The organism is Halorubrum salsamenti, assembly GCF_007671685.1.
Taxonomy (GTDB): domain Archaea; phylum Halobacteriota; class Halobacteria; order Halobacteriales; family Haloferacaceae; genus Halorubrum; species Halorubrum salsamenti.
The window spans coordinates 525992-539375 of record NZ_VCNL01000001.1; the positions used below are offsets into that span (position 1 = coordinate 525992).

Consider the following 13384-nt stretch of genomic DNA (forward strand, 5'->3'; position numbering starts at 1 on the left):
CGCTCAGTGCTTAAAAAGGGACCCGGACGTTGCAAAACACAGGTGCTGGCACACAAGCTGGTTTGCGGTTTTGCGACCGGTGTCCCTACCCCTTCTTCGTTGGCTAGTGATATTAAACTGCTGGAAGCGGGGGCCGCGTCACTCGACGGTGACGCTCTTCGCCAGGTTCCGCGGCTTGTCGATCGGTCGAGAGAGCTCGTCCGCGGCGAGGTACGAGACGAGCTGGAGTTGGACGTTCGCGAGGACGCCCGCCACGTCGGGATGCGTGTCCGGAATCTCGAGGACGTGATCGGCGTACTCCTCGATCCGGTCGGTCCCCTCGGCGGCCACCGCGACCACGGGCGCGCCGCGGGCGCGGATCTCCTTGACGTTGTGCAGCGTCTTGGTGTCGTCGCGGCCGGTAAACACGGCGAACACCGGCGTGTTCTCGGTGACGAGCGCCAGCGGCCCGTGTTTGAGCTCCGCCGCCGAGAACCCCTCGGCGTGGTCGTAGGTGATCTCCTTGAACTTCAGCGCGCCCTCCAGCGACACCGGGTGGCCGACGCCCCGACCGATGAAGAAGTACGAGTCGCTGTCGTGGTACTCGGCGGCGACGTCCTCCGCCGTCGACTCGTCGAGGATGCGCTGGACGTCGTCCGGCAGCACCGTGAGCGCCTCCAGGAGCTCCGCGGTCGCCCGCGGGGTCCCGCCGACGATGTCGTGGCTCAGCCGCTCGCTCAACAGGACCAGCGTCGCCACCTGCGAGGAGAACGACTTGGTCGCCGCCACGCCGATCTCCGGGCCGGCGCGGATGTAGACGGTGTCCTCGCACTCGCGGGTGATCGTCGACCCGACGACGTTCGTCACCGCCAGCGTGTGCGCGCCCGTCCCTTGGATGCTCCGGACGGCCGACAGCGTGTCGGCGGTCTCCCCGCTCTGGGTGACCGCGATCACGAGCGTCCGCTCGTCCGTCGGCGGCGGGCTCGACCCGTACTCGCCCGACAGGAACGCCTGCGCGGGGATCCCCCGGTCGGCGAGCAGCGTCTGCGTGTACAGCGCCGCGTGGTACGAGGTGCCCATCGCGACGAGGTGGACCGACTCGATCCCCTCGAAGGCGTCGCCCGCGAGCTCCTCCAGTTCGGCGCGTCCCTCGAGCGGGTCGCTCCGCCCACGGATCGACTGCCGGAGCGCGGTCGGCTGCTCGTAGATCTCCTTGAGCATGTAGTGGTCGTAGCCGCCCTTTCCCGCGTCGTCGGGGTCCCAGTCGACGGTCTCGACCTCGCGCTCGACGGCGACGCCGTCGGTGTCGGTGATCTCGTAGCCGTCCGGGTCCATGACGACGACGTCGCCGTCCTGCAGGTAGACGACCTCGTCGGTGTACTCCAGGAAGGCCGGCACGTCGCTCGCGAGGTAGCAGCTGTCGTCGGACCGGCCGAGCACCAGCGGGGAGCCGGACCGGGTCCCGTACACGGCGTCGCTCCCCTCGAAGACCGCGGCGATCGCGTAGCTCCCGGAGATCCTGTCGACCGCGCGGCGGAACGCCTGCTCCGGCGAGTAGCCGGCCGAGAGCAGCTCCTCGATCAGGTGCGGCACGACTTCGGTGTCCGTGTCGCTCGTGAACTCGTGGGTCGAGAGCTCGTCTCTGAGTTCGGTGTAGTTGTCGATGATCCCGTTGTGGACGACCGCGACCTGCCCCAGACAGTCGGTGTGGGGGTGGGCGTTCGCGTCCGTCGGCGGGCCGTGCGTCGACCACCGGGTGTGACCGATCCCGGTCGCGCCGCGCACCGAGGTCGCCTCGACAGCCTCGCACAGCGCGTCGATCTCGCCGGAGCGCTTGATCACGTCGATCCCGTCCGGCGTGACCGTGGCGACCCCGGCGGAGTCGTAGCCGCGGTATTCGAGGTTGCGGAGCCCCGAGAGGAGCTCGTCGACCGCGTCGCCCGTCCCGACGCGAGCGGTGATGCCGCACATCAGCCCATCACCTCCGCGCCCTCGGGAACGTCGTGTCTGAGCGCGACGCCGGACCCGACCGTCGCGCGCGGTCCGACCCGACAGCCGGGGGTGATCGTGACGTTCGACCCGACCGTCGCTCGGTCCGCGACGATGCCGCCGAGCCGGCGGTCGGTGTACTCGACGCCGTCTAAGACGAGCGTCGCCGAGCGGCCGGGCGAGACCGTCCCGTCACCGATCGTCGCGCCGCCGCCGACGATCGTGTCCCGAAGGACCGTCCCCGCGCCGATCCGGGCGTCCGGACCGACGATAGACCCCTCCAAGACGGCGTTCTCTCCGACGGTCGTGCTCGCGTGCAGGCACGTCCCGCTCCGGACGACCGCGCCGGCCGATACCTTGCAGTCGGGGCCGACGAGGACGTGGTCGCCGATCACCGCCGACTCGTGGACCCGGGCGGAGTCGTCGACGGGCCGGTCCGCGGCGACGAGCTCCGGGTGCGAGTACAGCAGCGTCTCGTTGGTCTCCAGCAGGTCCCACGGGTACGAGGAGTCGAACCAGACGCCGTTCGGTGCGGCGGCGACCACGGGCCCCCGCAGCTCGGCGATCGCGGCGGTGAGGGGTCGCTCGCCGTTTTCGAACCCGGTCCGGTCGAGCGCGCCGAAGATCGTCTCGTCGAACGCGTACACGCCGGTGTTGGCCCGTCCGGACCCGCTGTCGTCGCTCTCGTCGATCCGGTCGACGAGGCCGTCGCGGACGCCGACCGTGCCGTACTCGGTCGCGTCCGTCGCCGAGGTCACGGCCAGCGCGGCGGTCGCGTTCGCCTCCGCGTATCGCTCCGCGGTCCCGCGCACCATCGCCTCGTCGATGACGTTGTCTCCGTTTACGACGAGAAAGTCGCCGGCCACGTGGCCAGCGGCGACCTGAAGGGCGTGGCCGCTCCCCAGTTGGCTCTGTTGGGTCAGGTACGTGAGGTCGAGGCCGCGGTAGTCGTCGCCGAAGTGGTTCTGGATCCGCGTCTTCGCGTGGCCGACGACCATCGCGACCTCCTCGACGCCGAACGCCGCGAGGGCGTCGAGCGGGTACTCCAGTATCGGCCGGCCCGCGACGCGGAGCATCGGCTTCGGCTGGTATCGGGTCAGCGGCCGGATGCGTTTCCCCTCGCCCGCCGCGAGGACGACCGCCTGTTCGAACGAGTTCATGAGCGCAACGCGACCCCCCGAATCGGCTGCGAGCGATTAGCGTCCGCGGTGCGAACGGATGCCCGGCTCCGGTGAGGGGCTCCGAAATAAGATCGAGCCATGCCCTGCCTGTGGCGCCGGGACTGATTGTAATGCGGAACCTTTCGCCCGGCATACCTCGAGACGGGCTCACTGCGGGCCCGGCCGCATCCGTTAGGACCGTCCTACCGATCGGGTGTCGGGCGGTCCGATCGATCGGCTCCCGAGCGGCGATTGAAGCGCGAGACGGCGGCCCCCCGAACCGCCGGTCGAGCGCTACGCGGCCGTCACCGGGGGTCCAGCGTGACCGCGTCGTCGGTGACCGTGACGGCGTAGCCGCAGTAGTCGAACGAGAAGAAGACGCCGGATCGGCCGGGGCGATCGTCCTCGAACAGTTCGTCGAGCGCCTCGGGATCGATCACGTCGCTCAGTAGAGAGAGATCGCCCGGAGACGCCCCCTCGGCCTCGGCGACGGCCCGTACGACCGCGACGGTCGCGGAGGTGTCGTCCTCCATCGAAATCCGGGTACCCGGTGACTCGGCAGTTGAAACCCTCGTTCGTCGGCATTCCGCTTCGGAAGTAGTCATGAATGTGTGCCTTGTCCGGTGTAGCGACTCACTTTTATAAACAGTGTCGATCTGTATCTCTGATGCTCCGGCTACCACCGGGTTCGACCCTCGAAACGTCTATTTTTGGACAAGTCGACGCACGGGACGAGGCTAGAATCGGACCAACCGACGACGCGTCGGATCGCGTGATTTTCATCTGTTGCGTGATAAGTACGCCATATCGGTTTTAGATGATATATAGCAAAGTCTCCCTCGGTCCAATCGGGAATCGTACCGCAGTCGGACGTGAACGTCCATGACCCCGGGCGGCCCGCCTCCGCTGTGGTACCGGTCCTCGCCTTTTCGGTACGCCCGTTCCGTCAGCTGAGCGTCCGCGCCGGGGAGGTTCGTCGGCCGTCGCAAGCCGTCGTGTTCACGAGCCGGCCGGCGGCGTCCGGCGTTCGACCGTCGCGGTGCGGTCCGCCCGGATGGCCTCCGTACCGGCGACGAACACGCGGTCGACGGTCGGCGTTCCGCTCGGATCGACCACGATCAGGTCCGCGCGTGCACCCTCCTCGATCCGTCCCCTGTCGCCGAGTCCGGCGGCTTCCGCGGGGTTGCGGGTGACGCGGTTCACGCGCGTCGAAAGCGATTCGCCGGTGTCGACGAACGGGGCCGCGAGCAGCGACGGCGGGTGGTAGTCGGCACACAGCACGTCGACGAGCCCGTCGTCGACCGCGTCGCGCGCGCTGAGGTTGTCCCAGAGGCTCCCGCCGCGGACCAGGTTCGGGGCCCCCATCACGGTGGCGAGGCCGAGGTCGGTCGCGCGCCGCGCGGCCTCGCGGGTGAGCGGGTACTCGCTGATGTCGGTGCCGTGGTCCGCCATCCGCTCCACGTCGCGCGGGGACTCGTCGTCGTGGGACGCCAGCGGCACGCCCGCGCTCCGCGCCAGACCGACGATCCGGCGGATGCGGTCGTCGCGGTCGGCTCGGTCCAGCGACTGCCGCGTCTCGATCACGTCATCGACGGACTCCGCCGGCCAGTTCCGGTCTTCGACGTAGTGGCGCTCGAACTCCTCGTCGTCGTACTGCCCGTCGCCGGGCGCGTGGTGCATCACCGAGAGGAGGTCGATCCCGAACCGCTCGATGACGCCTTCGACGGCGTCGGCGCTCTCGCCCGCCAGCTCGCACCTGGCGTGCAGCCGGTTGTCGCCGAGGGTGTACTCCTCCCGGCTGATCTCGGCGGCGATCTCCTCGGCGGTCCGGAGCGTTCGGCCGTCGTCAGGCGATTCTTCGAACGCGACCGCGTGGAACTTGGTCGTGATCCCGTTGAGCAGATTCGCCCGATCGGCCGCCGTGAGGGCGGTTCGAACGTCGACGCTGGCACCCCCTCTGGGGGCGCGGTGGTGCTCGATGTCGTCGCCGTGGAGGTCGACGATCCCGGGCATCACGACTCGGTCGTCGGCGTCGACGGTCGTCGGTCCGGACGAGCCGTTGGCGGGTCCCCGGTCGACCCGGACGATCCGGTCGCCGGCGATCACGACGCGTCCGCCCTCGACGACTCCCGAGGGCGTGACGACCCGAGCGTTTTTGATCTCCGTGATACCGGTCATCGCTCGGTCACCTCGTTCGCCCCGGCCGGCCGGAACGACCCGATCGTCGAGATCGCGATCGTCGCGTTCGCAACGGTGGAAGGGCAGTGCATGACATTACCGTTATCCAGCCAAATAATTGTTAAGCGGTGACAACCGAACGCCGTCGACGCGGCGCGGACCGAGTAGGCGCCGCCTATCGCCGCGGGAGGATATCGGCTCCGGCGCGGGAGACCCCGGCGCCGGCTCGGAGAGAGGGCGGATTCGGATATCGTGTGAGTATCGGAGTGAATATCCTTCCTTATCCGTCTAGAACGTGTGTGATTTCATATCAATATTCTTGCGATCGAATCGCACGAACGGTCGGCCGACTCTGAGGGGAGCCGGGCGTCGGTCGAAATGCGTCACTCGCATCTGCCGATGTTGACAGACGCGAACGTGATCGAATACAACCGAGGACGCGATTCGATCGCCTGCCGCGGCGACGACCAGATAGAAGCGCTTCTGGAGTTCATCTCCGAGCGGCTGGAGTGAGTGTGTCGGGCTGGGTGAGTGGTTGTTTATAAGTAGTCGAGCGGTATTGCTGGCGGCTGTTTATAAGCGATCGTCGCTGTCGCTCGCAGTCGTTTAAATACCACACCGCAACCGACGAACTGCAACGCTCACTCCCGCAATCGATCGAGAAGCGGTCTCCGGCGACGAGTCGTTTCGGACTGAGAGGTGTCTGAAAAGGGGTTCCAACGGCACTGTCGGTTCCCGTTCGTCAGCTACGCGCTCGGCCCCGTCGCGCTCGCGTCACCCACGTCGACCCAGACGTGCACCGACCGGTACGCGTTCTCGCTGGCCGGGGACGTCGGCGGTGCGTCGACGTACAACAGGAAGGCGATCCGAAGTCCGTCACCCTCCATCGTCGGCTCGAACGTCCGCGTTCGTTCCACCGATTCCCCCGGCCGCAGTTGCGCGTCGAACCGATCGATCTCCGACCGCTCGACGACGCGATCCTCCCCGCCGCCGTCGCTCAAGCGCTGTAGCTGCGCCACCACCGTATACGTCTGCGCGGTCGCTTCGCGGTTCTCGATCCCGACGCGAATCGACGCCTCCTCACCGGAGTCGAGCCCCTGCGGGTACTCGTCCGCGATCGCCGCCCCGGTATCCGGGTCGTCGCCGAGGACGTACAGCTCGGTGTACCGCTCGCCGTTCGTCGCCGTCGCCGCGGCGAGCCCGATACCGGCGACGGCGACGACGAGGCCGACGACGAGGAAGACGTTGAGGGCGGTGTAGACGGGACGGTTCGGCTCGCGAACCCAGTCGTTCAATCGGGTGGGCAGCGCGAGCGAGGCGACCGCGAACCGCTCGTCCGGCGGGAGCCGAAGCCGCCGAATCGCGGCGAGCACGGAGAGGGCGACCGTCGCGGCGGCGACGCCCGGGACCATCGTCTCCGGGCGGATCCCCCACTGGGTGTAGTGCAGGAGGAAGCCGACGCAGGGGACGAGGATCACGCTGACCGCGATCGACGACACGACCCGTTCGAGTCCGGAGAGGGAGAGCGTCTCTCCCCGGCGGAACCCGAGCGTGGAGAGGCGCTCCGGGACGCTCGAGGTCCGCTGCGGCAACAGCGCGGAGACCAGCGCGTACCCCGGACAGAAGACCACGAACGCGCCGCCGAGTGCCTGGCGAACGACACCGCCCCCGCTCCCCGCGGCGGCGAGCGCGACGACCCCGACCGAGACGAGCGAGACGAGCAGAAGATCCAGGGGAAGCCGGCCGGCGAGCGGCGCGTTCCCCCGGTCATCGAACGACATGCGAGCCCGTTTCGCGCAGGGACCCAAAGGTAGGCGTCGGCTAACGGCCGGAGCGTCGATCGACGCCACTGACCCGACAGACGGGACGGTCACCGAGCCGCGCCGCTCACCCGAGCGACCGGGAGATCCCGCGCGCGAGGAGGTGCGTGGACCGCCCCCCGAGCGACGCGAGCAGGTACGTGAAGAACCGGGGCTCAAACGGGTACCGCGCGACCGCGGTGAACAGGAGCCGACGGGCGTCGCCGTAGTTGCCTGTGTACAGCGCCGACGACCCGACTCGGAACGCGGCCCACGCGCGCATCTTCCGATGGAAGGGGCGCCCGTACGCCGCCGCGACGTCGTCGAACCGGTCGAGGAAGCTGTCGTAGCCGCGCCGCTTCTTCTCGAAGTCGTCGCTCAGTCGGCCGTGCGACGTGTACTCGTAGACGACGAGCGGCTCGGGGAGCCGGACGAACGCGGCCCGCTGGGAGACCCGAACGAACCACTCCAGATCGGCCCACGCCTCGAACTCCTCGTCGAACGGGATCTCCCTCGCGAGGTCGCCCCGGACCATCACGACGGACATCGACCCGACCACGTTCCGACACAGCAGCGCCTTCGTCAGGTCGCCGTCGATCCGCGGCGGCAGCTCCTCGCGGGCGCCGTCCTCGCGGATGGCCTTCGTCCCCGAGTACACGACGCCGACGTCTTCGCCGGCCGCCTCGAACGTCTCCACGTGTCGCTCCACCTTCTCCGGGACCCACCGGTCGTCGTCGTCGAGGAAGGCGACGTACGCCCCGGATCCGGCCTCGATGCCGGTGTTCCGCGCGGCGTTGACGCCGCGGTTCGTCCCGTGCCGGACGCACCGATACCCGGCCAGCGAGCCGGTGTCGACGTCCGCCAGCGTCTCGCTCGCGGGGGTGTCGGAGCAGTCGTCGACGACGACGAGCTCGATCGGCTCGTACGTCTGTTCGAGCACGCTTTCGACGGAGTCGCGCAGGTACGAGGGCCGGTTGTACGTCGTGATAACCACGGTGACGAGCGGTCGGTCGGCGTCCCGATCGGCTCCGGCGCCCGGGCCTTCGCCGGCGTCGGTCGCCCCGGGTACAAAGCCCGGCAGTCGGTCGCGGAGGGGCGTGAGTCCGAGCATCTTACGGGCGATTGTACCAGACGTCGACGTGTGCGTGCGGTTCGAACGACTTCCCGAGGAGGTCGGGCCGACCGTTCCCGTCGACGTCGACGGCCTTCCCCTCGTGGGTCGGCACCCCGCTCTCGACGACGGTCTCCCTGAACTCCCCGCCGCCCCGATTCCGGAACAGGATGTGCTGGGCGGTCTCGTCGTTCTCCCCGAGCCCCATCTCGGCGACGTACACGTCGAGCGAGCCGTTGCCGTCGAAGTCGGCTATCTGAACCGTGTGCGGACAGTACAGGTCGTCGCGGAGGATGTGCGCGTCCCAATCGGGCGGGTCGAACCACCCGACGCGGCCCATGTGTTCGCCGAGCAGCGGCGAGTCGCCCTCCGCGAACACCACCTCCGGGTCGCCGTCGTCGTCCACGTCGCCGACGGCGACCCGCGTCCAGTCCCAGCCCGTGACGACGTGTTCTCGGGTCCACCCGTCCGACACGTCGGAGGCGTCCTCGGAGATCGAGGCGGTCGGGTCGGCTGCGGTTCCGCCCGTCGCGTCCTCGCCGGCCGCGTCCTCGCCGGCCACGCCCCCGTCAGCCACGCCCTCGTCGGCCGCGCCTCCGTCGACCTGCCGATATATCGCCGTTCCCGCGACGAGCTCGTTGTCGCCGTCGCCGTCGAGATCGGCGATCGCGAGCCCCTCGACGTTGGTGTTCCGGCTCACCACCGTGAGACAGTCGCTCGGCCACGGCGAGCGCGCGGGGTCGTCGGGGACGTCGTAGTAGAAGACCGCCTCGCTCTCCTGTGACGCGCCGACGACCTCGGGCTCCCCGTCGTTGTCGACGTCGCCGAACGCGAGGTCGTGGTACTTCGAGAAGTCGTCCGCGATCAGGTGTTTCGTCCACTGCTCTCGGGGGTCGACCGGCTGTTCGAACCAGTACACGTCGCTCCCGCCGAACCCCTGACCGACGATGAGGTCGAGCCGCCCGTCACCGTTCACGTCGCCGAGCGCCGCGCCGAGCGCGTGGAGGTCCGACGCCGACGAGATCGTGTGCCGGGTCCACGCCGCGTCCCCGTCGTGGTTCCCGTGCCCGGGGTTCTCGTACCAGAAGAGGTCGTTCTCGAGCCGCCGGAACAGCCGTCCAACGAGGGGGATCGTCCGGTCCCCCAACACCGGGAGGTCCTCGGAGCCCATCCCGCCGACGATGAGGTCCGGGAGGCCGTCGCCGACGAGGTCGACGGGCTCACACACGAAGAGGCGCCCGCACGGGGGAGAATCGTCGATCGTTTGGTGGTCGAATCTCATCTCGTCGGAGACGACCGCTCCGCGACGCCTTACTATACGCAGACTAACCGCCTCGGCGGGGCGGCCGGGCGGTGCTCGACGCGTTACTCCCGGACTATCGGCGGACACACCGTCGAAAACGGTCGACGGCTACATATTCGCTCGGACGGTTGTCACCCTATGTTCGGAACGAGCGGGATCAGGGGTCGTGTCGGCGAGTCGATCACCGCGTCGGTCGCGCTGGACGTGGGACGGGCCGTCGGAACGGACGCCGACCGAGTGCTGGTGGGGCGAGACGCGCGCGACTCCGGACGGACTCTCCGGGACGCCCTCGTCGCCGGCCTCCAGGAGACGGGAACCGACGTCGTCGACGCCGGGGTGGCGGCGACGCCGACGGTCGCCCGCGGGATCGCCTCCCGAGAGGCCGACGCCGGCGTCGTGGTGACCGCCTCGCACAACCCGCCGGAGGACAACGGCCTCAAGCTCTGGACCCCCTCGGGACAGGCGTTCTCGACGGCACGGCAGGACGAGGTCGCCGAGCGGATCCGCGAGGCCGACTTCGACCTCGCGGAGTGGGACGAGCAGGGGAGACGCCGGACCTGGGACGACGCGACCGCTCGCCACCGCGAGGCGCTCGTCGAGGCCGGGCGACGCGACGCGGCGGCGGGCGACGCCGACCTCTCGTCCCTGTCGGTCGTCGTCGACGTCGGGAACGGCACGGGCGGCGTCACGGCCGAAGCGCTGTACGAGCTCGGCGCCGACGTCGAGACGCTCAACGCGCAGCCGGACGGCAGGTTCCCCGCCCGCCCGAGCGAGCCGACGGCGGAGACGTGCGAGACGCTCGCGGCGACGGTTCCCGCCGTCGACGCCGACCTCGGGATCGCCCACGACGGCGACGCGGACCGGATGATGGCCGTGGCGGACGACGGCGAGTTCGTTCCGGGCGACCTGTTGCTCGCGCTCTTCGGGCGCGAGGAGGCCGGATCCGGGGACCGGGTCGCCGCCCCGGTCAACACGAGCCTCGCGGTCGACGACGCCCTGGAGGCGGTCGGGGCGGAGGTCGTCCACACGCGCGTCGGCGACGTGTACGTCGCGGAGCGGGCCCGCGACCCCGCCGTCGCGTTCGGCGGCGAGCCCTCCGGCGCGTGGATCTTCCCCGAGGAGACGCTCTGTCCCGACGGGCCGCTCGCCGCCGTGAAGCTCGCCGCCCTCGCCGCGGCGGAGCCGATCTCGGACCGGCTCGCGCGGATCGATCGGTACCCCATCCGTCGCGCGACCGTCGAGACGGACGCCAAGGACGCCGTGATGGACGCGGTCGACGGGCTCGTCCGCGAGCGGTACGACGAGGTCACCGCCCTCGACGGCGTTCGAGTCGAGACCGCGGACGGCTGGTTCCTGATCCGGCCGTCTGGGACGCAGCCGCTGATCCGACTGACCGCCGAGGCCCGCGACCCGGAGACCGCGACGGAGCTGCTCTCGACGGTGCGATCGCTCGTCGAGACCGCCGCCGAGACGGCCTCGACGTGAGGACAGCCCCCCGCGAATCCCGGCTATAGTCGGAGAATAGCTTTGTCCCCGCTCCGGAGTGGTCCAGTCGTGCAAACCGTCGTACTCGCGGCCGGCGAGGGGACTCGGATGCGCCCGCTGACGGACAGGCTCCCGAAACCGATGCTCCCCGTCGCCGGGGAGCCGCTCGTCGGGCACTGTATCGACGGGGCGATAGCCGCCGGCGCCTCGCGGGTCGTCGTCGTGGTCGGGTACGAGGCCGAGGCGGTCCGCGAGGCGCTCGGGAACCGGGAGTGGCCCGTCCCCGTCGAGTTCGTGGACCAGCCCGTACGGCGCGGGACCGCCGACGCCGTCCGCGCCGCCCGAGACGCGCTCCGCGACGGGCCGTTCGCGGTGCTGAACGGCGACGTCCTCTACGACGACTCGCTTCGGGACCTGTTCGAGTCGGGCCCGGCCGTCGGCTCCTTCCGCGTGGACGACCCCTCCGCGTACGGGGTGCTGGAGACCGACGGCGACCGCGTTCACGGCGTCGTCGAGAAGCCCGCGAACCCGCCGTCGGAGCTCGTGAACGCCGGCGCCTACGTCTTCCCCGAGGCCGCGCTCCCGTGGCTCGACGTCGAGGAGAGCGACCGCGGAGAGCTGGAACTGACGGACGTGCTCCAGCGGACCTGCGAGTCGTTCGACGTGACCGCGGTCCCGTTCGAGCGCTGGCTCGACGTCGGTCGGCCGTGGGAGCTGCTCGCGGCGAACGAGTGGAAGCTCCCGGAGGCGGACGGCGAACTCGCCGGCGACGTCTCGTCCGACGCCGAACTCCGCGGACGCGTCACCGTCGAGCGGGGCGCGACGATCGAACCGGGCGCCGTCATCGAGGGACCCGTCTACGTGAGTTCGGGCGCCCACGTCGGACCGAACGCGTACGTTCGGGGGGCGACGTACCTCGGCCCGGACGCGAAGGTCGGGCACGCCGTCGAGGTGAAAAACAGCGTCGTGATGGCGGGCTCGCACGTCCCCCATCTCTCCTACCTCGGGGACAGCGTCCTCGGTCGAGACGTCAACCTCGGTGCCGGGACGACCGTCGCGAACCTCCGTCACGACGGCGAACCGGTCCGGCTGACGGTCAAGGGGCGACGCGAGAGCACCGAGCGCCGCAAGTTCGGGATCGTCTGCGGCGACGACGTGAAAACGGGAATTAACAGCACCATCGACGCCGGCGTGACGCTGTCGACCGGCGCGACCGTCGGTCCGGGCGAAATCGTGCTTCGAGACCGGTGACGGCCGGAGGTGAATCGCGGTCGGGGTCGTCCACGGTTCCCGGTGTCGCTCGTGCGCGGTCAAACTCGGAGAAGGCCGTTGCGAGGGGCGCGTTCCGGATCCGGCCCGTCGGTTCACCCGTTCTCAGATTTTCGCGATCGCAGAACCCAGTGGTAACACCGAGAAGAGAGGTGATAGGCCGCTCTCGCTGGAAACATCACCGGTTCCTGTTTGATGTTGGACACGCCCTCGGTAACGCTTCGGCGTGACCGCCCGACGATCGAAGGGTTCAGCATCTCGTTCGTGTCGTAGCAGAACACCGGACGGTTCGTCTTCCGACAGATCTCCGCTGCTTGGCTCGGGTTGCTCTCGATGAAGAGATCCGCGTCGGCCGAATCATACGCGTCCGCTTTGTACTGCCCGTAATTGCCCCGTTTCTGCCGAGTCTCCATATCCGGCAGGTCCATCATGACGAGCGTGTCGTACTCGATCCCGTGTTTGTCTAACCACCTCTCGGTCTCGGGGCGGTATTTCTCCAGTCTTGAGGTCACGAGCCAGCCGATAGGCCGCTTCGGGGTGACGTTCGGTTCGACGGTTCTGAGGAACTCGCGGTAGTTCCGCCCGTCGTCGTTCTCCTCCGGAGTCGGGTCGCGACAGAGGACCCCGTCGATGTCCACACAGAAGTCCGTCAGCCTCGTGTGATGGAGAATGTTCCACTCGAATATGCGCGGTGAGGAGACGGTCTCGCTCCAGTAGTCGACGTATCGGTGACCCCGCGAGGAGATATACACGGCACCGAACGTGGTATCAAACGGAAAGTCGTGCTCGGCGACCCGCTCGCGAGTTTCCGACATCTGCCCGCCCGTTAACACGGAGTCGTCGACGACGAACACCGAATCGAACTCGTCGAAGGAGTCGCGGTGTTCGAACCTGGACCCGGTGTCGAACAGCCGCCCTTCGCAGAGCCCGTCGATATCTGTCATCGGAACGTCGAGGTGGAGACACAGGAGATTCGCGGCCAAGAGGCCACTTCTGGGTATTCCGGCTACCAGATCGATCTCCTGAGGGAGCTTCTTCGCGAGGCGGCGCGCATCCTCATTCAGTTCCGCCACGGTCTTGTAATTCATTTTATCATAATACTGCTGACCGA

11 protein-coding genes are annotated in these 13384 nt (G+C 68.9%); 3 read left to right on the forward strand and 8 right to left on the reverse strand.

Annotation, left to right across the window (positions count from 1 at the left end):
- Nucleotides 1-138: 138 nt before the first annotated feature.
- The 4 genes from glmS to FGL94_RS02680 all read right to left on the reverse strand — a co-directional run bounded on the left by glmS (nt 139) and on the right by FGL94_RS02680 (nt 5306).
- The gene (gene glmS / locus FGL94_RS02665; protein WP_144920675.1) at nt 139-1950 is read right to left on the reverse strand and encodes a glutamine--fructose-6-phosphate transaminase (isomerizing); all 1812 of its coding nucleotides are present in this window, start codon (nt 1948-1950) and stop codon (nt 139-141) included.
- Complete coding sequence (locus FGL94_RS02670) at nt 1950-3128, reverse strand: sugar phosphate nucleotidyltransferase (protein WP_144920677.1); 1179 nt, start codon at nt 3126-3128, stop codon at nt 1950-1952. Before FGL94_RS02670 ends, glmS begins: the two co-directional genes overlap by 1 nt.
- Before the next feature lie 305 nt (nt 3129-3433).
- Entirely contained in the window at nt 3434-3661 is a 228-nt protein-coding gene (locus FGL94_RS02675; RefSeq protein ID WP_144920679.1) for a HalOD1 output domain-containing protein, read from the reverse strand.
- 466 nt (nt 3662-4127) lie between these two features.
- Entirely contained in the window at nt 4128-5306 is a 1179-nt protein-coding gene (locus tag FGL94_RS02680; RefSeq protein WP_144920681.1) for an alpha-D-ribose 1-methylphosphonate 5-triphosphate diphosphatase, read from the reverse strand.
- A 324-nt stretch (nt 5307-5630) separates the two neighbouring features.
- Here FGL94_RS02680 and FGL94_RS18760 point away from each other — a divergent pair, with 324 nt between their 5' ends.
- Nucleotides 5631-5819 carry a DUF7344 domain-containing protein gene (locus FGL94_RS18760; protein WP_449405027.1) on the forward strand — a complete coding sequence of 63 codons (189 nt, stop codon included), beginning with the start codon at nt 5631-5633 and terminating at the stop codon, nt 5817-5819.
- A 233-nt stretch (nt 5820-6052) separates the two neighbouring features.
- Here the strand turns inward: FGL94_RS18760 and FGL94_RS02685 are convergent, their stop codons facing one another.
- From FGL94_RS02685 to FGL94_RS02695, 3 genes are all read right to left on the reverse strand, one after another.
- Nucleotides 6053-7087, reverse strand: coding sequence for a DUF1616 domain-containing protein (locus FGL94_RS02685; RefSeq protein ID WP_144920683.1), 1035 nt, complete (start codon nt 7085-7087; stop codon nt 6053-6055).
- 106 nt (nt 7088-7193) lie between these two features.
- Nucleotides 7194-8216 (reverse strand): glycosyltransferase family 2 protein, encoded by a 1023-nt coding sequence (locus tag FGL94_RS02690; RefSeq protein ID WP_144920685.1) that lies wholly within the window; start codon nt 8214-8216, stop codon nt 7194-7196.
- Nucleotide 8217: 1 nt separating this feature from the next.
- Complete coding sequence (locus FGL94_RS02695) at nt 8218-9498, reverse strand: FG-GAP repeat domain-containing protein (protein ID WP_144920687.1); 1281 nt, start codon at nt 9496-9498, stop codon at nt 8218-8220.
- Nucleotides 9499-9657: 159 nt separating this feature from the next.
- Between FGL94_RS02695 and glmM the strand changes: the two genes are divergently transcribed.
- On the forward strand, nt 9658-11004 hold the full coding sequence (gene glmM / locus FGL94_RS02700; RefSeq protein WP_144920689.1) for a phosphoglucosamine mutase: 1347 nt from the start codon (nt 9658-9660) through the stop codon (nt 11002-11004).
- Between the two features lie 69 nt (nt 11005-11073).
- Nucleotides 11074-12255, forward strand: a complete 1182-nt coding sequence (gene glmU / locus FGL94_RS02705) for a bifunctional sugar-1-phosphate nucleotidylyltransferase/acetyltransferase (RefSeq protein ID WP_144920691.1) — start codon at nt 11074-11076, stop codon at nt 12253-12255.
- A gap of 113 nt (nt 12256-12368) precedes the next feature.
- On the opposite strand, the gene FGL94_RS02710 is transcribed toward glmU, so the two are convergent.
- Nucleotides 12369-13217 (reverse strand): orotate phosphoribosyltransferase, encoded by an 849-nt coding sequence (locus FGL94_RS02710; protein ID WP_321168794.1) that lies wholly within the window; start codon nt 13215-13217, stop codon nt 12369-12371.
- Nucleotides 13218-13384: the final 167 nt, after the last annotated feature.

What these genes read in the sequence shown, in the direction of transcription:
- glmS (WP_144920675.1), bottom strand. Translation starts at nt 1,950, where the DNA reads ATGTGCGGCATCACCGCTCGCGTCGGGACGGGCGACGCGGTCGACGAG.
- FGL94_RS02670 (WP_144920677.1), bottom strand. Translation starts at nt 3,128, where the DNA reads ATGAACTCGTTCGAACAGGCGGTCGTCCTCGCGGCGGGCGAGGGGAAA.
- FGL94_RS02675 (WP_144920679.1), bottom strand. Translation starts at nt 3,661, where the DNA reads ATGGAGGACGACACCTCCGCGACCGTCGCGGTCGTACGGGCCGTCGCC.
- FGL94_RS02680 (WP_144920681.1), bottom strand. Translation starts at nt 5,306, where the DNA reads ATGACCGGTATCACGGAGATCAAAAACGCTCGGGTCGTCACGCCCTCG.
- FGL94_RS02685 (WP_144920683.1), bottom strand. Translation starts at nt 7,087, where the DNA reads ATGTCGTTCGATGACCGGGGGAACGCGCCGCTCGCCGGCCGGCTTCCC.
- FGL94_RS02690 (WP_144920685.1), bottom strand. Translation starts at nt 8,216, where the DNA reads ATGCTCGGACTCACGCCCCTCCGCGACCGACTGCCGGGCTTTGTACCC.
- FGL94_RS02695 (WP_144920687.1), bottom strand. Translation starts at nt 9,498, where the DNA reads ATGAGATTCGACCACCAAACGATCGACGATTCTCCCCCGTGCGGGCGC.
- glmM (WP_144920689.1), top strand. Translation starts at nt 9,658, where the DNA reads ATGTTCGGAACGAGCGGGATCAGGGGTCGTGTCGGCGAGTCGATCACC.
- FGL94_RS02710 (WP_321168794.1), bottom strand. Translation starts at nt 13,217, where the DNA reads ATGACAGATATCGACGGGCTCTGCGAAGGGCGGCTGTTCGACACCGGG.